This is a genomic window from Candidatus Nitrososphaera gargensis Ga9.2 (assembly GCF_000303155.1).
Taxonomy (GTDB): Archaea; Thermoproteota; Nitrososphaeria; order Nitrososphaerales; family Nitrososphaeraceae; genus Nitrososphaera; species Nitrososphaera gargensis.
Genome location: NC_018719.1, coordinates 1,514,516 through 1,540,390 on the forward strand (window position 1 = coordinate 1,514,516; position 25,875 = coordinate 1,540,390).

General features: G+C 49.4%; 30 protein-coding genes. 6 read left to right on the plus strand and 24 right to left on the minus strand.

The genetic code is table 11. The features are described from left to right. Window positions 1-4: 4 nt before the first annotated feature. On the minus strand, window positions 5-811 hold the full coding sequence (locus NGAR_RS09095; RefSeq protein ID WP_015019412.1) for a hypothetical protein: 807 nt from the start codon (window positions 809-811) through the stop codon (window positions 5-7). 80 nt (window positions 812-891) lie between these two features. Continuing rightward, a complete protein-coding gene (locus NGAR_RS09100) occupies window positions 892-1,581 on the minus strand; it encodes an A24 family peptidase (protein WP_228369350.1) in 690 nt (229 codons plus the stop codon). 510 nt (window positions 1,582-2,091) lie between these two features. Between NGAR_RS09100 and NGAR_RS09105 the strand changes: the two genes are divergently transcribed. Then, window positions 2,092-2,490 (plus strand): DUF6788 family protein, encoded by a 399-nt coding sequence (locus NGAR_RS09105; protein ID WP_228369138.1) that lies wholly within the window; start codon window positions 2,092-2,094, stop codon window positions 2,488-2,490. 312 nt (window positions 2,491-2,802) lie between these two features. Here the strand turns inward: NGAR_RS09105 and NGAR_RS18425 are convergent, their stop codons facing one another. The 10 genes from NGAR_RS18425 to NGAR_RS09155 form a co-directional block, all read right to left on the minus strand. After that, the gene (locus NGAR_RS18425; RefSeq protein ID WP_228369139.1) at window positions 2,803-2,946 is read right to left on the minus strand and encodes a TRAM domain-containing protein; all 144 of its coding nucleotides are present in this window, start codon (window positions 2,944-2,946) and stop codon (window positions 2,803-2,805) included. Between the two features lie 473 nt (window positions 2,947-3,419). Next, window positions 3,420-3,638, minus strand: a complete 219-nt coding sequence (locus NGAR_RS09115; protein WP_015019415.1) for a hypothetical protein — start codon at window positions 3,636-3,638, stop codon at window positions 3,420-3,422. Further along, window positions 3,625-3,987, minus strand: a complete 363-nt coding sequence (locus NGAR_RS09120; RefSeq protein ID WP_015019416.1) for a hypothetical protein — start codon at window positions 3,985-3,987, stop codon at window positions 3,625-3,627. The genes NGAR_RS09115 and NGAR_RS09120 overlap by 14 nt, the downstream gene beginning before the upstream one ends. Before the next feature lie 16 nt (window positions 3,988-4,003). After that, complete coding sequence (locus NGAR_RS09125; protein ID WP_015019417.1) at window positions 4,004-4,741, minus strand: hypothetical protein; 738 nt, start codon at window positions 4,739-4,741, stop codon at window positions 4,004-4,006. Beyond that, window positions 4,738-7,056 carry a hypothetical protein gene (locus tag NGAR_RS09130; protein ID WP_148681235.1) on the minus strand — a complete coding sequence of 773 codons (2,319 nt, stop codon included), beginning with the start codon at window positions 7,054-7,056 and terminating at the stop codon, window positions 4,738-4,740. Before NGAR_RS09130 ends, NGAR_RS09125 begins: the two co-directional genes overlap by 4 nt. A 175-nt stretch (window positions 7,057-7,231) precedes the next feature. Beyond that, window positions 7,232-7,474, minus strand: coding sequence for a hypothetical protein (locus NGAR_RS09135; protein WP_148681236.1), 243 nt, complete (start codon window positions 7,472-7,474; stop codon window positions 7,232-7,234). A 5-nt stretch (window positions 7,475-7,479) separates the two neighbouring features. After that, window positions 7,480-7,998 (minus strand): hypothetical protein, encoded by a 519-nt coding sequence (locus NGAR_RS09140; protein WP_015019420.1) that lies wholly within the window; start codon window positions 7,996-7,998, stop codon window positions 7,480-7,482. Window positions 7,999-8,158: 160 nt separating this feature from the next. Further along, window positions 8,159-8,467 (minus strand): hypothetical protein, encoded by a 309-nt coding sequence (locus tag NGAR_RS09145; RefSeq protein ID WP_148681237.1) that lies wholly within the window; start codon window positions 8,465-8,467, stop codon window positions 8,159-8,161. Between the two features lie 181 nt (window positions 8,468-8,648). Continuing rightward, a complete protein-coding gene (locus NGAR_RS09150) occupies window positions 8,649-9,098 on the minus strand; it encodes a hypothetical protein (protein ID WP_015019422.1) in 450 nt (149 codons plus the stop codon). Further along, window positions 9,095-9,409 (minus strand): hypothetical protein, encoded by a 315-nt coding sequence (locus NGAR_RS09155; RefSeq protein WP_015019423.1) that lies wholly within the window; start codon window positions 9,407-9,409, stop codon window positions 9,095-9,097. Before NGAR_RS09155 ends, NGAR_RS09150 begins: the two co-directional genes overlap by 4 nt. A gap of 909 nt (window positions 9,410-10,318) precedes the next feature. Here NGAR_RS09155 and NGAR_RS09160 point away from each other — a divergent pair. Continuing rightward, window positions 10,319-10,912 carry an IS1096 element passenger TnpR family protein gene (locus NGAR_RS09160; RefSeq protein ID WP_148681238.1) on the plus strand — a complete coding sequence of 198 codons (594 nt, stop codon included), beginning with the start codon at window positions 10,319-10,321 and terminating at the stop codon, window positions 10,910-10,912. A gap of 46 nt (window positions 10,913-10,958) precedes the next feature. On the opposite strand, the gene NGAR_RS09165 is transcribed toward NGAR_RS09160, so the two are convergent. The 3 genes from NGAR_RS09165 to NGAR_RS09175 all read right to left on the minus strand — a co-directional run bounded on the left by NGAR_RS09165 (window position 10,959) and on the right by NGAR_RS09175 (window position 15,324). Next, window positions 10,959-12,635: a DEAD/DEAH box helicase gene (locus NGAR_RS09165; RefSeq protein ID WP_015019425.1), complete on the minus strand. Its 1,677-nt coding sequence runs from the start codon at window positions 12,633-12,635 to the stop codon at window positions 10,959-10,961. Window positions 12,636-12,716: 81 nt separating this feature from the next. Then, entirely contained in the window at window positions 12,717-14,939 is a 2,223-nt protein-coding gene (locus NGAR_RS09170) for a helicase-related protein (RefSeq protein WP_015019426.1), read from the minus strand. 58 nt (window positions 14,940-14,997) lie between these two features. Next, the gene (locus NGAR_RS09175) at window positions 14,998-15,324 is read right to left on the minus strand and encodes a hypothetical protein (protein WP_015019427.1); all 327 of its coding nucleotides are present in this window, start codon (window positions 15,322-15,324) and stop codon (window positions 14,998-15,000) included. 225 nt (window positions 15,325-15,549) lie between these two features. Here NGAR_RS09175 and NGAR_RS09180 point away from each other — a divergent pair, with 225 nt between their 5' ends. Then, window positions 15,550-16,020, plus strand: coding sequence for a HEAT repeat domain-containing protein (locus NGAR_RS09180; protein WP_015019428.1), 471 nt, complete (start codon window positions 15,550-15,552; stop codon window positions 16,018-16,020). A 95-nt stretch (window positions 16,021-16,115) separates the two neighbouring features. Further along, complete coding sequence (locus tag NGAR_RS19345; protein WP_407637202.1) at window positions 16,116-16,271, plus strand: SEC-C metal-binding domain-containing protein; 156 nt, start codon at window positions 16,116-16,118, stop codon at window positions 16,269-16,271. A gap of 197 nt (window positions 16,272-16,468) precedes the next feature. Here NGAR_RS19345 and NGAR_RS09190 read toward each other — a convergent pair whose 3' ends face one another. The 9 genes from NGAR_RS09190 to NGAR_RS09230 all read right to left on the minus strand — a co-directional run bounded on the left by NGAR_RS09190 (window position 16,469) and on the right by NGAR_RS09230 (window position 24,686). Next, on the minus strand, window positions 16,469-19,168 hold the full coding sequence (locus NGAR_RS09190; RefSeq protein WP_015019430.1) for a type IV secretion system DNA-binding domain-containing protein: 2,700 nt from the start codon (window positions 19,166-19,168) through the stop codon (window positions 16,469-16,471). 11 nt (window positions 19,169-19,179) lie between these two features. After that, window positions 19,180-20,169 (minus strand): hypothetical protein, encoded by a 990-nt coding sequence (locus NGAR_RS09195; RefSeq protein WP_015019431.1) that lies wholly within the window; start codon window positions 20,167-20,169, stop codon window positions 19,180-19,182. Window positions 20,170-20,264: 95 nt separating this feature from the next. Continuing rightward, entirely contained in the window at window positions 20,265-20,732 is a 468-nt protein-coding gene (locus NGAR_RS09200; RefSeq protein WP_015019432.1) for a CBS domain-containing protein, read from the minus strand. A gap of 30 nt (window positions 20,733-20,762) precedes the next feature. Next, on the minus strand, window positions 20,763-21,149 hold the full coding sequence (locus NGAR_RS09205; RefSeq protein WP_015019433.1) for a CBS domain-containing protein: 387 nt from the start codon (window positions 21,147-21,149) through the stop codon (window positions 20,763-20,765). Window positions 21,150-21,215: 66 nt separating this feature from the next. After that, window positions 21,216-21,743: a hypothetical protein gene (locus NGAR_RS09210; RefSeq protein ID WP_148681239.1), complete on the minus strand. Its 528-nt coding sequence runs from the start codon at window positions 21,741-21,743 to the stop codon at window positions 21,216-21,218. A gap of 16 nt (window positions 21,744-21,759) precedes the next feature. Next, a complete protein-coding gene (locus tag NGAR_RS09215; protein WP_015019435.1) occupies window positions 21,760-22,161 on the minus strand; it encodes a hypothetical protein in 402 nt (133 codons plus the stop codon). A gap of 149 nt (window positions 22,162-22,310) precedes the next feature. After that, complete coding sequence (gene merA, locus NGAR_RS09220) at window positions 22,311-23,717, minus strand: mercury(II) reductase (protein ID WP_148681240.1); 1,407 nt, start codon at window positions 23,715-23,717, stop codon at window positions 22,311-22,313. Between the two features lie 231 nt (window positions 23,718-23,948). After that, window positions 23,949-24,227, minus strand: coding sequence for a hypothetical protein (locus NGAR_RS09225; RefSeq protein WP_015019437.1), 279 nt, complete (start codon window positions 24,225-24,227; stop codon window positions 23,949-23,951). Window positions 24,228-24,299: 72 nt separating this feature from the next. Further along, window positions 24,300-24,686, minus strand: a complete 387-nt coding sequence (locus tag NGAR_RS09230; RefSeq protein ID WP_148681241.1) for a winged helix-turn-helix transcriptional regulator — start codon at window positions 24,684-24,686, stop codon at window positions 24,300-24,302. Between the two features lie 64 nt (window positions 24,687-24,750). Between NGAR_RS09230 and NGAR_RS09235 the strand changes: the two genes are divergently transcribed. Together NGAR_RS09235 and NGAR_RS09240 are read left to right on the plus strand one after the other, a co-directional pair. After that, window positions 24,751-25,308 (plus strand): hypothetical protein, encoded by a 558-nt coding sequence (locus NGAR_RS09235; RefSeq protein WP_015019439.1) that lies wholly within the window; start codon window positions 24,751-24,753, stop codon window positions 25,306-25,308. A 147-nt stretch (window positions 25,309-25,455) separates the two neighbouring features. Further along, complete coding sequence (locus NGAR_RS09240; protein WP_187147446.1) at window positions 25,456-25,875, plus strand: TlpA family protein disulfide reductase; 420 nt, start codon at window positions 25,456-25,458, stop codon at window positions 25,873-25,875.

Genomic DNA, 25,875 nt, shown 5'->3' on the forward strand with positions numbered 1-25,875 from the left:
ACCATTATACCTGCACCACAAGCGGATCTTTCGCTAGGTTCACAGTGAAATCACCGAAGATTAAAGGAAAGATTTTCCTCAGCTTATCTACCGTCAAGAGCGTTTGAGAGAATCGATCACGTGATGCCGTTTTGCTGTCAAGCAAACTTTTTTGCCGCTGCAGTGTGATGAAGTCTACATTTCTTCCCGCGTAGGATAAGATGTTGTGGATTACTTCTGGGCGGGGTTCAATTGATATTGAATTAGGCTCTACGTCTTCGGGGCCCGGCTTGTCGAATTTCTGAATTCTTATCTTACCGCCTTGAAAATTCTGTTCCTTTATGTAGCCTATAGTTTTGCTGGAACTCAGCTCTGATACTTTTACGCCTGTTAGAATCGCAATGGGGACCCCAAGTGAAAGGATATGGCCTACTGATGCCTTGGAGCGGATAACAAGATGAGGATCACAGATCATATAGATCCTATTACTACTTCCTAGGATTCTGAATCGAAAGCCATTGAAAACTTGAACTATATCCGAGAAAGCATTATTGCGGATTTCATCCTCTCTGCTTTGAAATGCAGTCTCGAAATCAACCGTGTATCCGCTTGCAATTAACTTTTGAGTAAATGCCTTCCGTACCAAACTTGTTACTACATCCGGATGAACGTGCTCAACTTTTGCAGGTGTCTTGACATGAGTATAATACTTGCCGCGATGGAAATGAGTGTTCTCATCTGCTACATAGCTCTCATAGATGCTTCCACCTTGAACATCAAGCTTGAATATGTTGGTAAATCGTTTATAAAGCGAGAATACCTCTATTTCCAACTACCATCCCTCTTGTAATATGAAGTATTAATCCATTCTCATTAGTGTTGGTTGTCGAGTATCTATGATAGTCGATAAAGTCATTGGTACCGCAGCATCGTCGTTAATAGCAGGTCTCCAAACAACATAGCAGCCAGGAATCCTGCAAGCAGAAATACCAAGAATGGCAGATTTTGGGAAAGCCACACAGGACCATTGGCAGGAATTCTTGAATGACATCCATCTTTGCTGAACGCCTCATCATTGTTCAAGCGGAAGGAGAACTTTTTCTTCTCATCCGCCGCGCACTCGATCGCAGAGTGGTGACATTTTTGCCCGATTGAAGGGGCACCCACAAAGCATGCCAGCACCTTTCTCCACACAGGCTCATCAAAACCTTCAAAAATCCGCCCTCCCCTTGTCACCCTTACAAGATTGCTCAGCGCATTGTACAGAGGCACTGCCATAGCAAAAAGTACAGCGTTTGTCAACACCATAATTCCTGTTATTGGATGAACATAGAAAGTGGATGGGGAATAGTAAACTGGCATAATCGCAGATATAGCCATTAGCGCTTTAGCGTCTGCGCCTCCAAAGAAGCTATACCTGTACAGAGCAACTGCAATCGCAGCAGTCAAAGATACAGAGACCAGAATCATCTGCACGTCGGCCGTTGCTCCAGACACGTATTCCCATGGATAGAGAACTAACCCTGCGGCACCAAAAACCATCCATAATCTGTCGTTGACTTCTCTTGTTTTTAGATCATAGTAAGCGCCGATAGAAAGCATTGCAAGGCACAGGATTTCTCTTACGAAGAGAATGGATAGCAACGACTATTTTCATTTACAAAGGTAAAAAGACAGAAAGGCATATGGTGCGATACTGCTAGCCATGCAAATCAGATATCTAGATGCGTCAACTCTTGCCAGCAATCTAGACAGAAATCGCCATTAACCTGGAATATCTCTGCGCATCTGTCTTTACAGCGAATGCACCGATTGTTGTTGATAGAAGATGAACAGCTAATTTCAGACAATCTGCATTCATTAGTTTACACCAAATTTAAGATGGAAAAAATTCTCGCCATATACATGCAGTACCCGTTCGTTCAAAATTGCTTCTATCTGTCAACTGTTAGATTGTGTTCTTGTGCTTCTTCCACTACAAGATCTCCGATGGATTCTGATTTGCATGAGTGAACATCAAACCAGGGAATGCCGAAGACCAAAACGTAGCTCAACCACTTTGAACCAAAGAGTGCTAGGCACCTTATCAACTTTCAATATGCGTACGGGCAGATGAGCGCTGGTTTATGCTCACAACTGAGCAGAATGATTAAAGAAGAAAAAGTTCTTGCAGAGCAGATCAAGGATATGCAAAAACAGGTTGAGTGGCTATCTGCTCAATACGCCGGCTCGATTCAGATCAGATTCATCAGGTGCGGGAGTCCAAACTGCTACTGCGCAAAGGCAAAGAAAGGACATGGGCCATACTACTACCTCGAAAGAAGGGTTTCTGCCAGCAAGGTCGAAATGATATACCTGGGCAAGCAAAAGACAGACGTAAACCACTACAAAAACTACCATTACAGGGTAAGCAATTTGAAAAAGAGGTTAAGAGCAATGAAGAGAAGACATCAGCAGCTGCTTGGAGCAATTATGAGCATTACGCAGCTTGTAAAGACAGATTTAGAATGATATGAAACGATTGCTTGAACCATGATGAGAACCTTACTTACAGGCTTGCGCAAAGAGCAGAAAATGTATGATAAGGTAAAAGAGAATTGGACATGAAAATGGAGAATGCGGGGAAAACGGATGATGTGGGCTGCACTATGAGGATACGATTACATTATGAAAATTAGAGATTGTCGAAAAGAAGGATGCACTAGGTTCGATCGAGAGAAATGGACAGAAAGGCAAGAATGCCGCAAGATGATGACTTCAGACGGCCATCGGATGACAAAGTCAGATAAAATGAGTCGGAGCTAGGCTCCTTGATTGTATAGCCTAGACTTTTTCTGCCGTGGCGAACCTTGGGCCTACGCTGACTATCTTGACCTTGGTCTTTTCGCCCACCTTGGCGCCTTTGACGAATATCACAAAGCCTTGGACCCTTGCGATACCGTCTCCCTTTCGACTGATTTCTGTCACCTCGACATGTACTCCTTGCCCTCTTCAACTGGTTTTGGGCCACCGAAGTCGCGCCTTTCAAAGCCGCCCCCGCTGCCGCCTCTTCTTTCTCCGTAACTCATTGTAACCACGGAAGCGGCTTCTTCTATAAATACTCGATAATATCGAGTCGTCGTACGAAAATAAAACAGTCGGCAAGGAAAACCAAGACCTGTCCGAGCTACCGGTGTAAAATGTGATTTATGACGGCATTGCTACTGTATCAGAATCTGTAGTAGCTGTTGACTATCCCGACCGTAGGGACAAACTATGTCCCTAGGTTTCGGCCGGTCCCATGTATCCTGTTGAGGATTTGGGCAGGACAGGCCAACCCAGCATGTGTGATGCTGAGCAGGCGCTCTTGGTAGGAGCACCATCGTCAGGGGATTTTGCCCTGGAAGACGTTGGACCGAAAAAAAGTCCAGAATCGGGGTTTTCGACCGAATCGAACAGGATTACCCGGAACCTTCCAAAACCTTTCGTACGTAGTGTCTGTATTTCATGTTCAGGTATGGGATTGCTTTTTTCGCAGTCTCCGTATTTTCAAGAACCGTTTCTTTGACCAGCTTTTTCTCACCGTTTCTCATGGCGTCGTTTAGTATGCGGGTTAGTTTTCGTACCGACGTTATTTTGGGAAGTCGCACTGTATTCTTGCAGATGTTATCGTTTGACATCTCCACCGCCACCCGCCGATGCCGCACTTGAATTTGCAGTCTGCTTGTTGCTTGTAATGCGATATCTCCTTACAGACCCTTGCTTTGTCAGGTACAATATGCAGTCCCTGATCTGAGCTTTGCCGTTTTTCAGTGCTGTTTTGAGGTTGTCTGGCACCTGTGACGGAAACAGGTACTCGTACTGGCCGTGTTTGCTCTTCTGCCATGGAAGTTTGTCGATGTCAAGTCCGTCAGGAGTTGGTATCTGCTGTCCTGCACTCTTGTTCAATTTCGCAGAATATTCGTCTATTGCTGCGTCTATCATGGCATGCAGTCTGGCCCTTACTTCGTCGATCAATTCTTTTTCCAATTTTTCTGCCACCTTGCTATTCTATCATCGTCTTATCCGGAAAGAAGTTAAGGCGAGGCCAAAACGGCATTCCCTCCTGTGACTGTTCTTCAAGCGCGGCCAGCATTCGAGACGGCATCTGCCTTCTGAATACTTCATCTTCCAGGTTTGGGTTCAGCAGGAACATCGTCTTTGCCAGTATTGTCAGCGCTGTTTCATCAAGTGATACCCTTCCAATTGGAGTCTCGACGCATGTTTCAGACAGGCTCCCCTTGACGACTATGCAGATTCTCCTGTATCCGTGCTCGTCTTTTACGTATGCGTTTCCGTGCCTGTCCACCTTGAAGTTGTCTTCGATGTAGATTGCCTCGTCGTCAGTACTTTTCTCTTCAAAGCGGAGCCTCTGTCTGTATCCCGCCAGCATGAACTTTAGCAGGTCGATGCAGTTCCTGTCCGCATATTCCTGCAAGAACAGCCTTTCGTATGCTGACGTGGACCCGCATCCGTAGTGCTGCAGAATTGCTTCGGCTACTGCATCCCGTTTTCTTATCTGCATCTGTGCAGTCTTGTAGGAGCAGTTGAATATGCCGTCGTCGTACGTCTCCTGTACTTGCATTTCCTCACTGAATCTGTAGGCTATTCTGTTTCCGTTGAAATGCCTGTACTTTACTTCGGTGTATGGCGTTAGTGGCACCGTTTGCACCTTGCCTTGGAGGATAAGGACAAACATGTCCTTTCGCTCCTCGAGGATGACGCAAACTGTGTCGGCGGTCAACTATGGCCCACCTCCTTTGAAATCAGGTATTCCCTCATCTCTCTGACTTCAGCAGCTTCTTTTGAATACCTGACAGCGTTGAGGAATATGTTCAGCATTTTCCCGTCTTTGACTGCTTTTGCTGCATGGGCTACGCTGTACAATATTTCTGAATCGCCAATTTTGGGATAACTTGGGTCTGCAATGAATTCGCTCCTTCTGTAGTTGTGACCCTCTACATGTGCCAGAGCTTCTGATCCGTCCACATCTGCGGTGTACTCGATTCTATGAAACTCGCAGAAGGCCATCAATTCAAAGAGAAGGTCGTCGTCTCCTGCAATTGACAGGTGCTCTTCCGAATGCATGTGCCTTGTTATTGAAGGATCGCTGTACAGGACAAGTTTCATTTTCTTCTTGCTAGAGTGTGTGATGGTATCTGTTACCCTCATCTTGCCGTCGCTTGTCTGCACCATTTTCCTCCCTATGCTGTCGACAAACGATTTCAGGGTTGTTCCTGTGCCACTGCTCTCGAGTTCTCTGTCATCCTTGACGATTTTGTATCTTGTCTTCACCATAGACAGAAGACGCAGGTACGTTCTCATCGAGCCTTCAGGAACCCTTATGGTATCCCTGCCTATGTCTTCCCTTGCAGTTCTGGTCGTGTGCCTTTTCACAGTCCTGAATCTCCCCCAGCTGTACCATCCTGCGCCAGCTTCGTGCACCGGCAGGTCTTCGGGAACTATCCTTTCCCTTCTTTTCATCTTCAGGTTGTTTTCACGGATAAATTCCTCGCCGAACTTTACATCGAATCTTCTGAACAGTTGGAAGGGATCCACTACTACTGTTGAAGAAGAGGATTGTTCTCGCTCTTTTTTGCCGCTGCTCAGTTTGAAAACTATGGCATCCGGCACCTTTGACCGTATCAGGGCGATCTTGTTTTCGTTGAGGCTGTCGAGATAGAACAGGTTCTGCGACTGTGCTAGCAGATCTCTGATCTTTGTCCTGTTAGGATATTCAGGTGTCTTTACAGATATCTCGACAAACTTGGCAAGGTCTACGGTGTACTCGGAGAGGTATTCTCCAAGTCCCATCCCTTCCAGAACTCTGTAGATTGGCTTGTACTGAGATTCTACGTACTCCTGCACGGATTTCAGGTTCAGGAATTGCAGTTTTTCTTTCAGGCTGCTCTTTACCTTGTCCTCTATCGCGTTGATTGCATTATCGCTGAGCCTCTCCCTGTCTGCAGTCGGCGGATATTTCCTTTCGTCCTTTATGTTCAAGACCCAGTGGGAGAAGGGCAGCTGTATCCCATCTGCCTCTATGGGTGTGCCGAGGAGGTACGTTTCGCCAGAGCTGTTGTCAGGAATTTCAGCGACGAGATCGTTGTCATATCCCTTTCTTATGGCGATGATGCCATAGAGGTAAAAGTCGGTGTCTTCTTTCGCTTCGACGAACACCATCTTTACAAGCGGTCTCCAGGTTTCTGCTGTCTGTACCTTGTTTTCGAGGTACTCGGCAAACGTTATCGTTCCGAGCCTGTACCTTCCTGCCTTGGTATGGACCTTCTCTATACGGTATGATGGCAATCCGTCTGTAGAGATGTCTTCTTCCAGATTCAGGTAGGTGTCAACGCCTGAAAACATGCATACCTTCATCATGTACTTGACCAGATTAACGATGCTTATGCCATGACGCAGGGTCAGGGTTATTCTGGTACCGTATTCATTCAGGTCTGTTGGCGGGGGAAGCACGTTGTAGCCAATCCCGTTCTTTCCCATGACTGCGTACTTTTCGCCAGTTTCCCTGCTGTACGTCTCAAGCACCATTATGTCCGACAGCGTGACATAACTTGCGCGGCCGCAGCCAAACTGGCCGACTTCCTTCGAGTCAAAATTATCGCTTCTGCCAAGGACAGTGTACACAGTCAGAAATTTCTCCTGAGACATCCCCATGCTGTCTATCCCGTGGATCACTAGTTTCCTCTCCGATGGGACGAGGGTTACCTCTATCCTTGGACTTGCGTCATCGTTGTAGTAGTGGTTCCTTGCTATCCTGCATGCCCTGGCTTCGTTGTTGTACAGCTCTCTAAATCCGGACTCTGCACTGGCATATAGGTCGTGGGAGATGCGCTGGATTACAACATCCTCCTCCAGTTTTACAGGTATGAGCCCGTCGCTTGAGGCCTGCAGTAACTTCTCTGCGTACGAAAGCTCCGCCCTGTCAAGTGGCAACGGGTCCTCCTTTAGAAGTGTAGGCTTGTAGATCCTGACTGCCTCTGTGGCAGTAGCTTTGATCTTGTTTTCGTTTTCGTTAGTACAGTTATTCGTTATAGACAATTTCAATCCCTCCTTTGGATTTCTTTCTTGCAGCTGCCTCCACTCTGCCGTCTAGGGAAAGGACCAGGACTTGGACGTCCTTCTTAGAGAGTGGCTTGAAAAAATGTAGATGAGGTTGATGCTGCGGATGGCCATCGGTTCGATTATTTTGTGGCCCCTTCTGCTCTGGTTGTTACTACTGTCGGTCGCCGTCTGACTCTTGCTGATCTTTCTTGTAGTTCTTTACCCATTGCTCCAGCGTATACTTCCACTGGTAGGTCTGGTCCGCTAGGTAAAGCCCAGTGTCGACTATCCTGACATACTTGACGTATCTGGACGTTGCCGCTTTGAAATCTGCGTCTCCGGATATCTTTATGGCAAAATGCTCACCATGCTCGTCGGTCCAGAGCTCTAGTAGCCTTCCTGTCCCTGCAGCCAACGGCATTATTCAGCCTCTTGATTGTCAGACATCCGACCGTCTGCATTCTTGACATCGTCGTTGTCTGCGTCATCGCTAGTGCATTTTTCGTGGACGATTCTTTCGTTTTCGATGTACCTTGTCTGGTACTCTGTTACAAGTTCGTTGCACAGCGGGCATACGTCGTTACCGCTGTTGCCGGCGCAGTCCTCCACCTTTACCATCTCTATGTGTGAAATTGACCAGACGTCCCTCTGATGCACCTTCCAAAAGAGACTGCCAAGTTCCGCCTTGATGGCAGGCGGGTCTATGTAGCCCCATTCCTTTTCCAGACCGATGACCAAACCAAAACACTCGTCTGGGTTGTCCCTGTCAGGCGTCCTCTCAGTTACGAACCAGTACCAGCCTGTGAAACTTTCGTAGACTTCTATCACCGGTACCAGTTTGCCGTTGATCGACCTGATCGCAGGTATCTCTTTCAGTTTCTTCTTTTCCTTGTTCTTTCCGTCGTCGTTGTTGAATACAGTCTTGTTGTTGCTCGTCATTTTAGATTCCCTCCTCTATTGTTGCTCTCACCTCCACTCTGCCCACCACTATCGATAGTAGGCAGGGACCAGGAAAACGTCGATTTGGACGTCCCATTCAAAGAGTGGTTTTAAAAAAATAATGTGGGGTGTTACCGGACAGAAGTAGCACCATTGCGGATTAGCCGCCGACTACTGCCGGCAGTCCTACGAACCTGCCAGTGCTGTCTCGTACTATCTTCGCTGTTTCTGGCACCATTCTATTTACCTGCATGAAATGGATTTCTCCATCCATCTCTACAGCGATGGCGGCCATCTTTGCTGCCCGATGCTTTTCAGAATCGTTCAGCTTTGACAGCAAAGGAATGGTAGTTCGGGGCACTTGTGCGGAACTTTTCTCGATTGGCAGCCTTTCCTTATTGACTCCTCTTTTTGCCTCTTCTACCACCGCCAACAGAACGTTCTTTGATTCCTTGTGTGTGCTGTGCATTTTAAACACCTCCCAGTGTTTTTGTCTTGATGCCCGGTAAGTTGCGCTTTGCAGAACAGAAATACCTGCTGCATCAATGTACCTCCAGCCCACCATCCAGTTGATGGTTCTAGCCAGGATTTTGACGCATGTTTTAAAGGCTGGCTGGGGACGGTTCGCGCCCTAGATTGTTACAAAAATCCTAGAGGCTTGCCGGGGTACTGATGTCTGGCTGTTGTTGCACAGGCTGTTGTTGTTCTTCTCCTCTGTACGTCATCCTTACAGTTACCTTGTTGTTTTTTCTGACAAGGACCTTTACCCTGTAGCTGCCGGGTGGAATCTTGCTGCAGAATTCCTGCAGGTGTGCAGTCAGCGCACCTCCATTCACCTGCACCGCAGCACTGGTCAGATATCTCTGCATTTCGCGTGGAATGACCTTTTGTTGCTGCTGCATTGAGTTTCGTACGGTACTTTTCTCCTTGTTTTTATTCGGGATTGCTTCTTTTTTCTGCGCTCTGTAAACCTCCTTCCTTGTTTCTCGGATAAGCTGTTCCATGGTCATTCCGTTTCCGGTTCTCGTTGTTGTTTGTCTTCGATTTCTTTGATTTACTCCAGACTTTTCCTCCCTACGGTCGATGTTGCTGCCGGTCATAGCACGAAGTCACCTCCAGCCGCTGCCAGGCCGCTTATCTCTTCTGCAATTGCCTGTGCCTGCCTGCCATGTTCGGCTACTGTCTTTGTGACTATTTCCTGGTACCGGAGCAGGATACTGTCCAGCGTTACCAGATAGTCTATCTGTTCTTTGGAGTTCCTGTACTTCCTTACTGCCGTGTTTACAGCAAAGTTCGTTTCTGTCGTTGCTGCATCAATCCACATTTTGCACAGGATTTCGTCGTAACCTCCGTTTCCGTTCCTTTTGCCGTCGTCACCGTCGTCATCGTAGTTCATATTTTTCACAGCCATCTTATCACCTCCTTGTTGTGTCAGGGCCGTGTTTGCAAGCTAGCCCGCCAACTCCCACGCTCCAGGATAGTCCTCACTACATGCCTCTTCGAATTGCAACGCAACAACAAAAGAAATCTGGGACTGAATTCCAGACTGTTATGGTAGCGTAGATGCGGTCGTCTCTCTTGAAACGCTAGAGTTAGTTTTGCCTAACTCGCTTTGGTTCCACACCATCCCGCCGAGTCGGCCTTTTCTGGGTATTGATGGTTTGAACCTGTTGACTCGGTCACTGAAAAGGTCGTCTCTTGCTGAACTGTTTTTCAGTGCTTGCCGTTGCTATAGGCGCTGTCCTTTTCCGATTCTGCCGTTGGTTTTGGCACCACTGGTGCCATTTTCACTGCAGCATAGCGCCTTGGTGCCAATTATGCCGGCCGGATGTCCTCAAATTTGGCACCACTGGTGCCATTTTTACCAGGTACTGGTGCCACTTCAATCGATTTTTGGCACCACTGGTGCCACTCTTTCGTGCAGAACTGCACAGTTGAAGGCTCTTGCGGAGAATTTACATTAGGAAAAATTTGTGGCCATCCGTGCCACGCCGGTGGTGCACGCACATATGTGCATGCCGTTTTGAAACGTGCGGTTCGTCCGGTAGGTTTTTTGTTGTAGTTGATAACTACCAGTCCAGTACGCCGTGGATATAAAAGGCGGAAAAAATTAACTGTTCCGCGGCGCAAAAGAAGATGACCTGCTGAAGAAATCGGCAGCAAGGTAAAATACTCCTGCTTACCACCATTTTATGTCCGTGCCATGGTCGTGCGATGCGCAACAATGACGTCAGGTAAATGCACCTACTGTTCCCAGTCTTTCGCGGGTCCTTCAATGGGGCACCACCTTGAATCGTGCAAAGAAAGAGAGATGAGCCTTATGTCCAGAATCACAGGCGCCGCCAGCAAAGGCAGTGACAAAGCAGAAAGCAGAGTCTTTCTAATCAAAGCTTGGTCAAGGTACATGCCAGAGTACTGGCTATTTGTAGATGCGAACACCCGGTGCAGGCTGACCGACATCGATTCATTTCTCAGGCGCACGTGGCTTGAATGCTGCGGGCACCTGAGCCACTTCATAATAGACGACGAGGAGTACGAATCTTACCCTGACCCTGATTTTGGGAGTGACCAGGACATGCGGGTTGCGCTGGACACGATTCTTGCGCCGGGTATGACGTTTGATTACGAGTACGACTACGGCAGCACCACCGAGCTTGTACTCAAGGTTGTTGCGGTCAGGCCAGGAAAATTGAAGAGGGGCCCGGTGGTGCTTGCTGCAAGGAACGACCCCATATCTTTTGAATGTACGTCCTGCAAGAAAGCTGCAGCTACCGATGTCTGTGCGGTGTGCTTCTGGGAAGGCCCAGAGGCCATGTTCTGCGCAAGTTGCCTCAAACGCCACAAATGTGGAGAAGACATGGCCCTGCCGATCGTCAATTCTCCCAGGACAGGAGTCTGTGGATACACAGGGTAAAAGAGCAACAGCTCCAAATGGAGTTGAACTGAAGGAAGACTGTGCCCTATCCTTGCTGTTCTGTAACCACGCTGACCCTGAAGTTTCTGGAGTAAAGCCCGTACAGCCTCTTCCCGTACTTTGCCAGTTCTTCCGGCGACATGAGCAAGTGGTATTCGGCTCCTTCAAGCACAGAGTGCATCAGCCTCCCAACCCTCTGCAGCTGCTGCCTCCTGGAGCCGCCAAGGAAGTCTATCTCTATGATGTTCTTTATGTCCGGCAGGTCTATGCCTTCGTCAAAAATCCTGCTGGCGATAAACCGTGGGTGCTTTCTGACCAGCTCAGACCTTTCTTTCAGCGAATGCCTGCCGTGTATGTATGGAAGGCCGGTTATCCTTGAAGTGTCTTCTCCAATCGCAATGGTGTCGCAGAACACCATTGTAGGACCTTTCAGCTTTTCTTCGAGCAGCGATTTGAGCAGCATCAACTTTGTTGAAGTGACATGAAGGTAGACTTCAGGGCGTTTTACCCATCCTTCTTTGAATAGCCGCTCCCAGTCGCTGCCGTACGGAGCGCCGCCCAAAACGTAAATGAGCTCGCTGCGGCCATCTTCCCGGTGCGGACTCCCTGACAGGCTGAGCCGGTACCTGGCGTCCAGGAACGCCAGGCGGGAATATGTTTCGGCAGGGAAGTGGTGCGACTCGTCAAAGATGAGCAACTCGTATTTTTCTTTTGTAAGGTGCGCCAGCGCGCTGTCGTATGTTGCGATGGTTATGTCCTTGTGCTTTTCCTTCTTTGCGCCATAAAACAGGCCTACCGACGGCCTCGAGCCACTGTCAGGGAAGTGCTCCATGATGTACTTCTGCCACACAGAGATCAGCGAGAGGGAAGGGACGACCACAAGCGTCCTTCCGGATATGCACGCAGCCACATAGACGCCAAAGAACGACTTGCCTCCACCAAAAGGGTAGACAAGGGTCATGGCGCCATTTTTCAGAAAGAAATCAAAAGCTTCCTGCTGGTAGGGCCGCAGCTGGATGTCTGTCTGCCACTTCCACCTCTGTTCTACTGGCTTTGAAGTCCATGGAATGACGCCGTCCTCGACAAGCCTAGAAGCAAGGTTGAACCGGGATGCCCTGGACGGTTTTATGCGGATTCCAATGCCTTCCTCCCTTCTGAGCAGAGAGTCACGGTACCTGATCCACGCATCATCAAGCTCGTCCTCGCTTCCAACCAGATAGTCGCCCTGGATCTTCAGGGTCAAGAACCTAGGTTTCAGATCGAGCTCTTCCCTTAACTCCTCAGGTACGAGGCCTGCCCAGGTCGCATAGTGGTCAACCTTGTAGATGTTGTAAGTCTCTGTCTGGGTTTCAAGCCAGCCAGCCTTGTAGTCGATCCACTTTGGAACCACCAGCAGGTAGGTGTTTCCTTCTGCCTGCGGGATCAGGGCATATGGCTTTTTCATAAAGTCTGCCACGGTGCTGTCCCGGGTGAGGACGGAGGTATCCCTATCGATGCTGTACTCTTCGCAGGGCCCTTTGGCAAGGCCTACGTAGACCCGGTTATAGACAAAGTGCGGCCTGTCGGCCCTAGCCTTTACCTCTGCCACGTTACGTTGCTTTACCACTGTCTGGCCTTCGTGCCTGATGATGGTACTACTACTGGCAACGGCATCTTCTGCTGCATTGGTGGCGCCGGAAGGCGGGGCTGTTGTACCAGCTTTTTCTTCTTGTGCGTTGGTCAACTCTACCTGTTAGTTGGTCAACGCATGCTTCTTAACCTATCCGAGCTGCGGCTCCCTGCGAGCTTCCATCATCATCCACTTTCAGACTATCTGCTTTACCTTCAGGCCCAGTACCCCTTCCTGCCGGTACAGCTCACCTACCACGTCAAAGGTCGCGCCCTTCTTCAAAAGTTCTCTGGGACCGCTGTAATCGTAATGGTTGAGCCTTGCACGCCACTTTTTGTTTATCATGACCACTGCCCGGCCCTGCATCACCTTTTCAACGCGGATGGAATAGATGTCACCTTTTGCTGCAGCCAGGTTGTCTGCCAGCACCACCGTGTCCTCGTTACGCCACGCCAGCCTCCTGAGCTTCTCAAGCTTCTTCAGTGCCTCGTTGAGCACAGGGTAGTCCAGCGAAAGGTGCTCGCGCAGAAGCTCCACGTCTGCTCCCTTGACTCCTGCCTTTGCAAGCTCGGTATGTATGCGCCTTGCGGCCCTTTCCACCTCGCGCTGGAATGCGCCGGTGAGCATCTCTTCTTCGGCCGATATCGCCTTCTTCCTGAGCTGCTGGATGCGGCTTTTGACCTCTGCGTCAAGTACCGCGGCATCGACCGGGCCGCCACCCTTCTTTTTCCCTATCTCCTCTGCCACCTCCTTCCGCAGCCGCTCTTCCGCCCTTGCCCTCCACCCTTCGAGCGCGGCGAGCTCTTCTGCAGTCACAGGGTTTGGCTCAAGGAAAGCCCTCTTTACTGGCGCCAGTACCGCGTTTATGGACGAAAGGGACTCTTTCATCCTCTCCACACGCCTCTTGCTGGCATAGAGGTGGCGCGTGTCTATGGTGTCGTTTGCGGCAAGTATCACCACAGAGCCGGCTGCTTTTCTGCCGGTCCTGCCCCTCCTCTGGATGTACCTTATCTCGCTTGGTACGGGTTCGTAGAATACCACAAGGTCCACTTCAGGGATGTCCAGGCCCTCCTCTGCTATGGACGTGGCCACAAGCACGTCAAATTCGCCTTCCCTGAAAGACTGGAGCACTGCTGCCTGCTCGTCCTGGTTCATGCCCTCGTCCCCCTGCCGCTTGGCCTGTCCGACGAACCTTGATGCTTTGATGCCTGTAGAAGAGAGCACGTCGTCTACTATGTGCCTTGCAGTGTCGCGGTACTGGGTGAATACCAGCACCCGGCCCTTTTGTTGTTGTTTGTTAGAACTGTCGGAGGAGCCGCAACAATACTCCTTTACAAGCTCGACTATGCGCCGGGCCTTCGGATGCTCTACAGGAGCCTTTTCAACCAGCGCCCTCACCTCCATTATTTTGGGGTCTTTGAGCAGCGCGGCATGTGCCCTGCCACCTTCTTCCTCTATCCTTTCAAAGAATGCCCTGAGCGAATGGGCGCCCTGGCTCTCTATCAGCTCAAGGCAGTACAGAGTGAGCGCGGCAGACTGGTTCATTATGGCGACATAAATGGGTCCGCGCTGCTCCTCCATGGTAAGCTCGAGCCTGTACCTGAGCGCCTCGCCAGCCTCTATCAGGTCGCGCTTGAATATCCACCGGGTGTCCTTCTTTTTGCCCAAAAGCCCGCGCTGGACAAGCCACTTCAGCCTCTCGTCAAGCATCGACCTGAGAACGGATGCAATGTACCTGTACTCTTCAGGCAGGTCGAACCATTCCCACTTGACGTCAATAGGGTTGACGTACGGCTTGACATCGCCGTCCTCTTCGCTCCTGTACTCGACGTGCTCTATGTACAGGTTGTTGCACACTTCCTGTATCCTTTCCTTCTTGGCTCCCGGGCTTGCGGTCATGGCAAGTATTACAGGGTGCATCGACTGGCCGACGTATTCCCTTGCTATGGCAGTATAGGCGTAGTCCTTTACCGCCCTGTGTGCCTCGTCAAAGACCAGCAGGATAAAGTCTTTCAGGTGCAGCCTGCCTTCTTCGAGATCGTTTCTCACCACTTCTGGAGTGGCAAAGACGAGCCTGACATCCCTTTTGTCCCACACCGCCCTCCTTGCTTCAGGTACCGTCTTGCCAGTCACCATTGCCACCTGCTCTTCCATGATTTTCAGCACCGCGGAGAAGGACTTCAGGTGTTGTGATACGAGCGGCCGCGTTGGAGCCATCATCAGCACCCTCTTGTCGCGGTATTTGTAGAGCATGTCTGCACACACAAGGGCTGCTATCATCGTCTTGCCAAGCGCAGTCGGTAGGATGACCAGGGTATTCTTGTGACTTGCAGCGTCTGCTATGTTCTTCTGGTATAACCTGTGGTCGATGGTGCCCTCCCATACGAGCGGATGTTCCGCAAAAGACGCTTGGGTCAACTGCTATTCACAGTAGCTGTCCTGAATAACAGTTGCCGGAGCGAAATATAAAAGCAGTTCAGATCTCGAACACGTCTTCGCCCGCCTTCACTGCAGGCTTCCTCTCGGGGTTGACTTCGTCGATGCTGTGCGCCAGCTGCTCAAGCTTGGGGTTGATCAGGAGCTTGGTTATCTCTTCAAGCTCCGGCGCCGACCTGATGACTATGCCCCTCTTTTTTGTTGCAGCGCCGGAGGCGTCTACGGGGTTGACTTCTATGGCAAGGGAGGGAGCCCTTCCCTTGAACTGGGGCAGCTTGATGAGGAACACCCCCGGTACGCTTGTGGCCTTCCTCTCCCAGTCCTTGCCGTTCTTCAAGAATTGTGCGAGCCTTTCGTCCGGTGCCATTATGGTTAGCAGTCATACTGTCAGGGCTTCCACTTATAAAAACATCGGCTACCAGTCTAGGGCTGGCCGGCCTTTGCGCTGTGTCCAGATAAGCTTATTTTTGAACCGACGTTACATAGGCTCGTGAAAGAGCCGGTTGAATCTCTGGTCCAGAGGCTTGCCGTGCGCGGCCCTGAAACAGACATGGAAACTGTCAGGTCCATCGTTGCAAGGAAGTAAGAAACCATGCCGCACCTGGTATGGATGGTGACGGAGGAAAAGTACTGGGATACAGAGTCGGGGTTATTCTCTGTCTGGGCCCCTATCTGCGCGATGCACGTCCTGTCAAAGATTGGCGGGAAAGAAGCTGCTTCTGCTGTCTACAGTGCGATGAGAATCCATTATGACGATACTGGAGACTGGATTACCGAAGACATGCCATATGTGCTGGCAGCTTTTGGTATCGAAGGCTCTGACACACTCGCGTCGATGGTAGCAGATGCCCGACTTGACGAGTATGTAAGGGACCGTGCCGCCAGAGCACTTGTCATAATATCCGGGGTCTACCCGGAAATCAAGTCAAGGTCTGTAGAGGTGCTGAAGAAGGCGATAACGGACGAAGGCGACGAAAGTGCAAGGAGCATACTGGCAGATACTCTGGCAGAGTTCAAGGATAGTGACACACTCCCGTTCTTGGAAGACCTGTTCAAGAGCTGATAGATACAGCCTACATCGATTACGAGACGGTACTGGACATCTACGCCGGCAAGTTTGACCACCTACAACACCACATCCCGCGAGACCCTCTTGACATATTCAACCCAGGACCCGGCAACTTTTATAGGAAGAACACCCCTTCGCCTAAATCGAAGGGCCACAATTCAGGGAAGACAAAAGTTGGAAGGAATGACCCGTGCCCATGCGGCAGCGGCAGGAAGTTCAAGAAGTGCTGCCTGAAAATGGTATGACTGGCTTTAGAAAAAATTGCAGCATGGATGGTTGTTTTCAGTGCTTGCAGCATTCACAATGGTTCGCTATGCACATCTCTGCCTGTTCATCCATGCATTCCTGGCAGCTGCACCTGTCTTCTGAGAGTACGTCCATAGAGTGGAGCTATGGCCGTACTTAATAAGGGCGCCGGTAACTTTTGAGCGAAGTCTAACCCTCAAGCAGGACGGTTTAGCCACCGTTGCTTTCCTTTTCGGATCTCCTCAAGAAGCGCCATTCCCCTCTCCGTTATTGTGTAGCCTGGCACCCTTTCCATCGCGGATATCAATCCCAGCTCTTTCAGTTTCAGCGATTTTCGCATAAACGTCCTCCTTGGCATGTCCAGTTTCGGCAAGATATCAGAAGACTTCAGACCTGGGTTCTCCTTTACCGCCAGAAGGATCTTGACCAAGGACTCGTCGTCAGCAAGTTCCTGATACAGCATATCCATGACCGTTGTTGAGGGTTCTCCTCTCTCCACATCTTCACCCCATATTATCTGCTCTTCATTTTCGCCAGAGACATCTGTATTGCTTGCATCATCATCATCTTCTGGATCGCGCTCTTTCATATTCGCCCCTTCGACTTCGGGTCTTGAAATAGCAGTAGACGTCATTTCCACCCGGCTGTGCTTTTCTGCAGTCATCTCCACATCATCTCTTACGTTCTCCTTTTCTTGTCCTTTTGAAACGAATGATTCTGCATCCGCTATCACTTGTTTCAGTAATGCGGGTTCCCTGATTGCGGTTAATGCGTGGACCACTTTTTCTACATTTGAATGAGTTGCAGCCCTGCTTACAAGCAAGACCGGCACATAAGCAGAAATGCTGCGTTCTTTCAATGCCTGCAGTATCCTCTTTTTCCTCTCTTCGCTGTCTGTTACAAAGACTGTCCTTATCCCGCTGGCGGCGTTTCGGAGATAGTTCTCGATTACCCTGTCTGGATGTCGTTCGGGGTACACCTCGAACTCCACAGCCCAGGCCGGCGGGCTTTCCCATTCGTCGGAGTCGTATTTTGAACCGTTGTCTGCCAGTTTTGGTGAGAATGCATAGATGTCCGAATGCCCTTCGCTGAGATGTCCATTGTCTGCAATGCAGTACCATCCCATCCTCCAGAACGCATGGAGGAAGAGGTCAATCCAGTTGAGATGTACGTCCCCGCCTGCTCTGGCGCCTTTCGGTATTTCGTAAAAAGGCTTCAACCCTGACTCTGTCAGCGTAAATGTGAACCTCTTTTCGTCTGATTGACTGTCTGCAGCAGTTATCTGGGTTGTCTGCACCAGCCCTTCTCTGACCATCTCGTGTAATACTGCCTTTACCTTCTGGAACCCTGCATTGTAGGGTTTGTGGTGATGTGGCGATGATACGGCCTGCTCAAAGAGAGCTTTTGTAGTCATTCCATTTCGGTCAAAAAAGAGCCTTGTCTGGATAAACCACTTTAGGGGCGTGGTGAAGAATGGCGGCCTCGGAAAGGAAGCGTTTTTCGGAGCGATAACAATAGTCTCACTGCTGTCAGCTTTGTCTTCCAGATCCGAGCTTACCTCCTGCCCGTATATACACAGGCTTTCTACCATGCACTCCTCGCTTCTCATGATCAATTCCGAGTCACTGATCTGTTTGTAATGCGTTGAGAGTGAGAATGGTTTTAGTGGCATCCCCTTCATCTTGGTGCTTACCATGAACTCGTACCTAGGAAGGAGCATTATCGTCTGTGTATCATAAGGTGCAAAGAAAGGCGCTATCTCTTTTGCAGTGTCAGGCCCTACAGAGAACGTTATGATTGTAGAGCAGTTTCCAAACACGGCTTTCTTTATCTCTTCGGTAAATCCGGAGGGGTACTGGCTAACCAGCGTGAGGTAGAGACGGTACTTTGCTACCTCACGGAGGATGTCTATCACTGCATCTGTGACAAAGGTGTGGGCTTCATCTACGTACAGGTAACATGCTCTCCTTTTCTCCTTCACTCTCTCGTCTGCCCTGCTTATTGCAGTCTGGAATATCTTGTCAAGTAGCAGGCTGCCGATAAACGCAGACATGTCGCCCAGTCTTGCCTTTGATAGATTGACCAAGACGAATTTGCCGCTGTCAATGGCGTCTCTCAGGTCAAGAGTCTTGACTACAGCACCATCTTTCCTCTTGGTCTTGAACATCTCTTTTACAAGAGGGTCGACAAGGATGGTGTTGAGCCTTGTCAGGATAGGTTCCAGAGACTCTGGCCTTATCCTGCCAAAGTCATTGACAAAAAAGTTGACCACGTCTTTGTTTGAGCAGTTTCTCATCAGTCGTTCTCTGTATTCAACATTGTTTACCACGTAATAGCAGTCTGTTATGTCGGTGGAACCTTTCTCTTGGTCTATCAGAAGCAGGATGGTGTTTCTCATTATCCTCTCAAGCAGAGGCCCCCACATCCCGCCCGAGAGCTTCTTTACCGCATCAATGAAACCCTGTGCAACTTTCAGGCGGGACAGGCTGTTCGAGTATTCCAGAAAGTCAATCTTGACTACCTTGCCATGGGTATGTATTGTCATAGGGTCTATCAGTATCGTGTTCTTTCTCTTTTCGTCAGGTATCAACGCCAGTATCTTGTTAACAGAATCGCCAGACGGGTCTATGTAGACGAATGGCTCGTCTTCCTGTACATGCTCAAGTATCAGCGTTTCTATAAGAGTGGTCTTGCCGTACTGCGTCCTTCCTATTATGAGCGTATGTCCCCTGTCGCTCTTGTACAGGCCTTTCTTCTCTCCGGTGTTGCTGTCGACGCCCAGCAGGTATACAGGTTCTGTGTTGGGTTCTACGTATTTGGAAATGTCAAACTCTTCTTGATTGTTTCCTTCCTTCCCTCCGTCCGGCTTCTTTCTGATGCGTTCGAATAATCCCATCTGTCATCATGTTATTTGGATGGCATGGAGGAATCTGCCCCCGGCCTTGACACCCCCTGCTCAAAGTGTGCTGACTGTTGTGGTGACGGATGGACTGATATCATAGACAATATCTCTTCCATGCTGAGGACTGCGAGCCTATATTCATGGAATGAGAAAAGAAGGGATGCTCTAGATCGTGATAGCGCTGGTGGCGCAGCTCCCGGAAGAGGCCCTTCCTTTTGATCGACCTTCTTTACCCTTGCAGAGAACCCGTTATGCCAATTTGGAAATTGCTTCGCTATATTTTCCACATGGCCACTGCTCTCACCGAATACAGTTATCTTTGTGAGAAAAAATGCGTGCGATCTGGCCTTGGTTTTCATGGCATCAAGCAGGTTCTTTTCAAAAAGTGATAGCTCCTTGTCTTGTTTGGCCGGACCCATGGATGCGCCTTTCTTGGTCGAGCCAAAACGTGCAGCTTCACTTGCAAATCCTGTGCCAATGCTGGCCAGTTGGGAGAGTATGTCAGAGGATGGCAATTTCTTTTCAAACTTTTCAAGGTAGCTCCATATTCTCGCAGCTGCATGAGTGTCTGCTTTGAAAACTATCTCCAGCATAGACGGCACGCCATACAATGATTCAGCTATGTTTCCTGCTGCAGAAGAAAATGGGTTGATTGAATTATTCTCTCCTTTGGAAGAATGGTCTATCAGGGGAAGGGGATACGGTCTTCTGAGTTTTAATTCTGCAAAATAGCCATAATGTCTTGGTCGAGGCGAGCCTGTGAGGATCTGTACTGGCATTTTTGACAGGCTGTTTACAACCTGTCTTTTGTCGTGGTCATCAATGTCTATGAAGTACCTGACCGACAGCTTGTCTGGATAGGTTTGAGATTTGTCGCATTGCAGCAGTATCTTACAACTCCTCCCACTCGAATGCAAATTCTGCAATAGTTCTACGTAGCCATCACTTGGATATTTTTGTGAGCTGCTTATTTGAAACGGTCTGACCTCGATCATAATCGCAAACCCGCCTGCCCAGCATCCCAACGCCCAAAATAATATAAGCAGAAAGCCTACCCAATTGCAAAAGCAACAGAGCATGCAATTTGGTTCTAACCCAGTAAGTCTATTTCTTGTGCAGCGCTACCGTCTTTATTTCTGAATCCTCTCATCACGATATCCCAGGGCGTTATTATTGAGTCAGGATGATGGGGATGTTCAGCGGCATTTACCAACAAGCATGGCGTGCTTATGTCAGACATCAATTCTCCGGCCTTTCTGGCAGGCATGTCCGGTTCGACCTGTTTTGGTACAAGCATTTCAAGCTCTGCAACTTTGATCTCGTAAAGGCCCGTCAGGCCTTTTTCAGACATCATCTGCCTTCCGTCGTGGCTCAGAAGGAACTCGAGTATCTTCCTGTCATTGATGATTTGCATGTTGTTGGCACCGCTGCCCTTTTCAGCCCTTATCACCATGTTTCGGACGTTGTTCTGAACCATGGCCGCAAGTGCATTCCCAACGCTTGCATCATTTTCAAGCGCTACGATGGGGGACGAAATCTCCTTGACAGGCCTGTCCAATCCAGAGGTGCCTGCTGAAATAACATGCCTTTACATGTCGCGAATGGTAAGGGAAGCTGCAATCTTGTAGTTGATTGTCACCGGCACGAATGCAAACCTTGTTTCATCAAAGATGTCAAGCGCATAGCCTAGGTTGGATCCTGCATCAACTCCGTATACCGACCTGTCCACCATATCGGTTACTTTTGCATACTGCCATTCTCTGGATTCCAAGATGTGCTTGATAATGCTCTTGCCGCCTATCCTTCCTACCGGACTGGTTCCGTCAAGAACCACAAGCCCGTCGACATAGATCTGCGGCCCTATGGCAAGAAAGGTCCCAGCCTTGAGGAGCGAATCATGGGGTTCAACGGACAGGACTGGCCTCCTGAAGATATGTGGAACCGCCTCCCTTATCGGCTTCTGTTCTATTGCCAATCGTAGAATAACTTGGTCTAACAGTCAGATAAACTGTAGGCATCTTATGTACCGCATTGCAATCATTCATCGCGTCCCGCTATTTATGCCGCTACGATTCTTTTCTTCACGTTCCATATTCAGGTTCACAAAGGCGTCAATCATGTGTATCACTCCAAACAGGCAGAGGGCCGCAGGCAGGTAAGATAACAATGAAACTGGCGAATTCAAAACGGCTACAACACCATTTGAGTAGTGTTCAGTAAACGCGTAATATACATGATACAGTAGCACAACAAGAACCATGGCGGTAGGAATTTCTATAATGGCCAGCTGTACCGCCAAACCCTTCGCAAAGCCAAACCTCCTTACAAGCCCTGAAAATACTGCATTGGTCTCGTTGACTGAAAAGTTCACCCTGTCCGCAGCATAGAACCTGTAGGTAGTCCACACATCGAGTGAAAGTCCGGATGCCCATATTGACAGATAAAGGAAGCTTGTGAATGAGAAAAGGACGCCTGAACTGGAACTATCATAAATAAAGAATACGATGGGCGCGCCCAGAGAGATGAGGAAGAACGTTCTGAATACACGAAGAGCTGCCTGCCTGTTCAATCTGCCAGAACCTGATCTACTTTCGTCTTTCGCCTGTCAGGATGTGTCTATTTCGGGTAAGTTCTATGGCTCCCCACGTTATCCCTCCAATTATCACTGCGACTCCTATGTACTGGATCATAGTCAGGAGGTTTCCTACCATCGATACCAGCTGGGGTGGCAGATTGGCAGGAGGATTTCTATAGTCGATGCCTGTCAGCCATGTGGCCAAGTAGGGTGCGAGGTACATTACAACACCTCCCAATATTCCTCCAACTATGATCCTCTGCCCCTTTGCCTGTTCCTGCTCGGAGCCTCCCCTGACAAATGTGAGTCTATGACTCAGGGCTAGAGATGCGACAAGGGAGATCACTATCCACATGACAAGGGTCGAAACCGAGGATAGATTCGAAGTTATTACTGCTCCATCAATGAACAATCACATTTCACCAAAAAAACACACTGCATGCGTATTTAACAACGCGAAAGGTGAGGACTGTCCGCTTTTTGCAGCGAGAACTATCTTATACTATCACACTGATTGTTTGCACAACGCTCCTTGCCCTCCTCATTTAAAAATAGAAGCGGTCACTCCGCGCAGCATGATAGCTTGCTCACATCTTGCTTGAACGAAGTGGCTACCAGCTTTATCGCCTCGTTCATGGTCGGGAACACGTGCACGGTGTCGATAATGTCGTCGACTGTGAGTTTGTACTTCACTGCTAGGACTGCCTCGTGAATCATGTCCGCGGCTATGCTTGATAGGATGTGAACACCTACAATGCGGTTTTTCTTCTTCGGGTCAACGACCATTTTTATCAGCCCCTTGGTGTCGTTCACGGTCAGGGCCTTTGGGACTTTGTCCATGTCAAGGGTTCTGCAGGAACAGTAGCCGTACCTTTGCATCATCTGCTTTTCAGTCATCCCGACTGATGCTACCTGAGGGGAAGTAAATATGGCAGAAGGAACCGACAGCAAATCTATTTTCTTGTGGCTTCCGGTAAGAGCATTCTCCGCTGCAGTGGCGCCTTCCTTGGCAGCCAAAGTTTCAAGCATCGGCTCTCCCACCACGTCGCCGCCAGCCCATATGTGAGGAGCAGACGTGCGCATCTCCGAATTGACGACTATTGCGCCGTCCTGCCTGACTTTAACGCCCACGTTTTCAAGATGCAGGTCAGCAGTGTTGGGCTTCCTTCCAGTTGCCATCAAAAGCTGATCTGCTTCAAAAACCCTGTCTTTATCGTCCACAGATGCTCTAATGAATTTGCCGCCATTCTTCTGCCATGCCTCTTTGACGTTAACTCCTGTCACTATCTCAATACATTCTTCAGCAAGATAACGGTGCAAAGCTGCCGAGACCTCTGGCTCGTGTTCAGGGATTATCCTGTCGCTCCTCTGAAGAAGAGTGACCTTGGTTCCAAACCTGGAGTACATCTGGGCAAACTCCAGACCCAGAGCCCTTCCTCCCACAACTATCATTGATGACGGTTTTTCTTTGAGTGAAAGCGCCTCTATGTTTGTGAGGTAGTCGATGTCCTCTATGCCTTTGAATTTTGGCACGAAAGCTGAAGAGCCGGTCGCTATGATGAATTTCTTTCCAGAGAGGACCTTACCATCCACCTTAACCTGGTTCTTGGAAACAAAAGCCGCGCTTCCCTCAATGAGCTGGACATACTGTAAGGATTCCAGAACGTCATTGTACTTTTGCTTTCGGAGATTGCCTACAAGTTTGTCTTTATCATGAATAATTCGGGTAAAGTCAAAATCGGCGTCGCAAGGCTTTATCGCGGGGTGAGCAGGTTTCCTTGCAGATTGTAGGTGTTCACCTGCCGCGAGAAGATTCTTGCTTGGAACGCAGCCCACGTTGACGCATGTTCCACCCAGCCTGCCACGCTCAATCATGGCGGTCTTGACGCCATACGCGTTGGCCTTGATGGCGGCGCTGAATGCTGCGGCACCTCCACCAATGATTATCAGGTCATATTTGTTTTCCATGGTTTTCTCTCTCTTGCTCTTCTTCATGTAATTTCTCTTGGAACTAAAAAATGATAGAGGTCTGAAAAAACACACCGATCATTCCACCTTGGGCTTTTTGCGTGTCTGCTTGATTTCCTCCAGTATCTCGTCCGCCCTCTTTTCAGACTCTTTCTCGTTCATTCCGCTTCCGCAACAACAGTCACACATTGCATCAATACTATAGAATAGATAGGATTTAAGCTATCACGTTTATATCAACATAGTGACTATCTTTGTGCATAGTTGTTGCGGAAGCTTCAGTGGCCGCAGGTTGCTTCTTTTTTTCTTGCTCAATCTCAACGCGTCGCAGCACATCCGGCCAAGATGAGATTCCTTACTATCGTTCTTTTTATTCAACGCGCGAAACATCTTGATGTCAATCAGCAGCCCGCCCCCAGCTCCTGCGGCTGCAGTCACAAAAGGCACCCAGAGTATCCCGGTCGCAGCTCCTGCAATAAATCCGCCGAACAGCCCTGCGCAGCAGAACATGGACCTAGCTGCGTTGACAAGTTATTTAAGCTGCTAAGTTTCGGAAAGGAAAGCCGCTATGCTCCAGCATAGCTAGATGCCCTCTATCTTCTTGCCCCTTTCTATCAGTGTACACGAGCAGTGCGCAACCACCGTCCCTTTTTTCGTCAGAGCCCATCGCAGGATAGGTATTATTGCCTCCCTCAGCTCCTTACCGTCCTCTGTCAAAGTGTAATCGACCCTCGGAGGTATCTCGTTGAACGCCTCCCTCTTGACGAGGTTGTACTTTGCCAGCTCCTTGAGTGTATCGGCAAGCGTCTTGGGGCTAATCCCTTCTATCTCCTTCATCAGGTCGTTGTACCGTATGCGCCTGTGGTTTCCTATCTCGTTTATTATCAAAAGCGCCCACTTTTTGCTGATGATGTCGATCACGCCCTCCAAAGGACAGAGGCATACCACGCCTTCACTATGCTTTGCCATAGCCACTATCTTTCTATAAACTTGATAGTATAAATGCTATGCAATTTACAGTAATTAATGAGGCATGCAGTGCGTCAATCGTCATTCAAGGTTCTGGCCGATTCTCGATGTGCTTTCTGAGAGAAGATATGCAGCGATTCTAATCGTGTCGGGGCTGGCTTACGGCATTCTGTATATGGTGGTGGTTGGCGTAGTGTCGTACGTGCCAGGTCTGCATTCGGTCACGGGCCCATACCCGATCATCCGTTTTACGTCACTGGGCATATCGGCCATCATTGCTGGCAACGTGTTTTTCTTCATATTCTACGGAGCCATCGCGTTCCTTGCTGCGTCGTCGTTTTTGGTAGGGCTCAACATCTCCCTCATGTTTTACGCAAGAAGGATGACAAGAGCATGCAGGATGAACAGGTTTTCCAAGTCAAAAGGATTGCTCGGTCTTCTTCCGGCGTTCTTTACAAGCTTCTCCTGCTGCGGCACCGGGCCGCTCACGCTTGCCATAGGTTCGGCAGCATTTTCATCCCTCTCGCTGTACAGCCAGTACATGGCTCCTATGACCATAGCAGTGTTGGTTGCAGGTACATACATGATGTCAAGCAAGGTAAGCAAGACGGAGGGATGCTAGACGGCTGGCGCAAACAAATATGCAATTATTGGCAGCATAATCGCCGCAGCTGTAATAGCCACTGTCGCAGCTTCGCTGAATTTTTCAGGTCAGCGGGGAACCGGCCCCAACCTCACTACTGCTACCTCAGAAACGTCTCCACAAGGCTTGCAGGTCGGAAATTCAGCTCCTGATTTCACCTTGGTAGATCCTGTCAAGGGAACGGTCACCAAACGGACGTTTACAGGAAAGCCGTTGTTCATTTTCTTTACGACGACGTGGTGTACGCCCTGCCAGATAGGCGCGCAGAACCTTGCCAAGTACGACGACGAGACAGGAGGAAGCGCCTTCGATGTGCTTATAGTCTTTGTTGACCCGCGGGAGGGCGACCAGCAGTACGTCGACTGGAAGGGCAAGTATGGTAGGGATGACTGGTACGTGGCAGAGGGAGTCGGCATGGCCACAGCGTACAAGGTGCGCTACCTTGACACCAAGTACGTGTTGGACAAGGACGGCAAAATCACATGGGTCGACCTCAATCCACTCGAGTATTCAAAGGTCAAGCAAGTGCTTGCCCGTCTCGTGTGA

Excerpts from the sequence above, each read along its gene's own strand:
- NGAR_RS09100 (WP_228369350.1), bottom strand. The coding sequence starts at position 1,581 with ATGCTTTCTATCGGCGCTTACTATGATCTAAAAACAAGAGAAGTCAAC.
- NGAR_RS09105 (WP_228369138.1), top strand. The coding sequence starts at position 2,092 with ATGAGCGCTGGTTTATGCTCACAACTGAGCAGAATGATTAAAGAAGAA.
- NGAR_RS09115 (WP_015019415.1), bottom strand. The coding sequence starts at position 3,638 with ATGTCAAACGATAACATCTGCAAGAATACAGTGCGACTTCCCAAAATA.
- NGAR_RS09140 (WP_015019420.1), bottom strand. The coding sequence starts at position 7,998 with ATGACGAGCAACAACAAGACTGTATTCAACAACGACGACGGAAAGAAC.
- NGAR_RS09145 (WP_148681237.1), bottom strand. The coding sequence starts at position 8,467 with ATGCACAGCACACACAAGGAATCAAAGAACGTTCTGTTGGCGGTGGTA.
- NGAR_RS09150 (WP_015019422.1), bottom strand. The coding sequence starts at position 9,098 with ATGACCGGCAGCAACATCGACCGTAGGGAGGAAAAGTCTGGAGTAAAT.
- NGAR_RS09155 (WP_015019423.1), bottom strand. The coding sequence starts at position 9,409 with ATGGCTGTGAAAAATATGAACTACGATGACGACGGTGACGACGGCAAA.
- NGAR_RS09160 (WP_148681238.1), top strand. The coding sequence starts at position 10,319 with ATGTCCAGAATCACAGGCGCCGCCAGCAAAGGCAGTGACAAAGCAGAA.
- NGAR_RS09175 (WP_015019427.1), bottom strand. The coding sequence starts at position 15,324 with ATGGCACCGGACGAAAGGCTCGCACAATTCTTGAAGAACGGCAAGGAC.
- NGAR_RS09180 (WP_015019428.1), top strand. The coding sequence starts at position 15,550 with ATGCCGCACCTGGTATGGATGGTGACGGAGGAAAAGTACTGGGATACA.
- NGAR_RS09190 (WP_015019430.1), bottom strand. The coding sequence starts at position 19,168 with ATGGGATTATTCGAACGCATCAGAAAGAAGCCGGACGGAGGGAAGGAA.
- NGAR_RS09195 (WP_015019431.1), bottom strand. The coding sequence starts at position 20,169 with ATGATCGAGGTCAGACCGTTTCAAATAAGCAGCTCACAAAAATATCCA.
- merA (WP_148681240.1), bottom strand. The coding sequence starts at position 23,717 with ATGGAAAACAAATATGACCTGATAATCATTGGTGGAGGTGCCGCAGCA.
- NGAR_RS09225 (WP_015019437.1), bottom strand. The coding sequence starts at position 24,227 with ATGTTCTGCTGCGCAGGGCTGTTCGGCGGATTTATTGCAGGAGCTGCG.
- NGAR_RS09230 (WP_148681241.1), bottom strand. The coding sequence starts at position 24,686 with ATGGCAAAGCATAGTGAAGGCGTGGTATGCCTCTGTCCTTTGGAGGGC.
- NGAR_RS09235 (WP_015019439.1), top strand. The coding sequence starts at position 24,751 with ATGCAGTGCGTCAATCGTCATTCAAGGTTCTGGCCGATTCTCGATGTG.